Consider the following 382-nt stretch of genomic DNA (forward strand, 5'->3'; position numbering starts at 1 on the left):
GACCATTAGGAACACACCTGCTACTAATGTGGATAAGCGTCCTCTACCACCTGATTTTACATTTATTACAGATTGACCAATCATTGCACACCCAGTCATACCACCAAAGCAACCAGTTACCATATTCGCAATACCTTGACCACGACTCTCTTTATTTTTGTCACTATCAGTATCAGTCATATCATCAACAATTGATGCAGTTAATAATGATTCCAATAAACCTACGATAGCCAATGCTAAAGAATAAGGTAAAATAATCATCAATGTTTCAAACGTTAACGGGATATTAGGAAGCGCAAAAATAGGAAGTGTTTGCGTTAAGTTCCCCATATCCCCAACAGTACGAACACCAACATTCATAATCAATGCTATTGCTGTAACC

At 37.7% G+C, this 382-nt stretch carries 1 protein-coding gene; it reads right to left on the reverse strand.

What is annotated here, in order from left to right; genetic code table 11:
* A partial coding sequence (locus AOA62_RS05065) for a SulP family inorganic anion transporter (protein WP_143521767.1) occupies positions 1-382 on the reverse strand: 382 nt, incomplete at both ends.

This window comes from Pseudomonas sp. 2995-3 (assembly GCF_002742565.1).
GTDB classification, from domain to species: Bacteria; Pseudomonadota; Gammaproteobacteria; order Pseudomonadales; family Pseudomonadaceae; genus Aquipseudomonas; species Aquipseudomonas edaphica.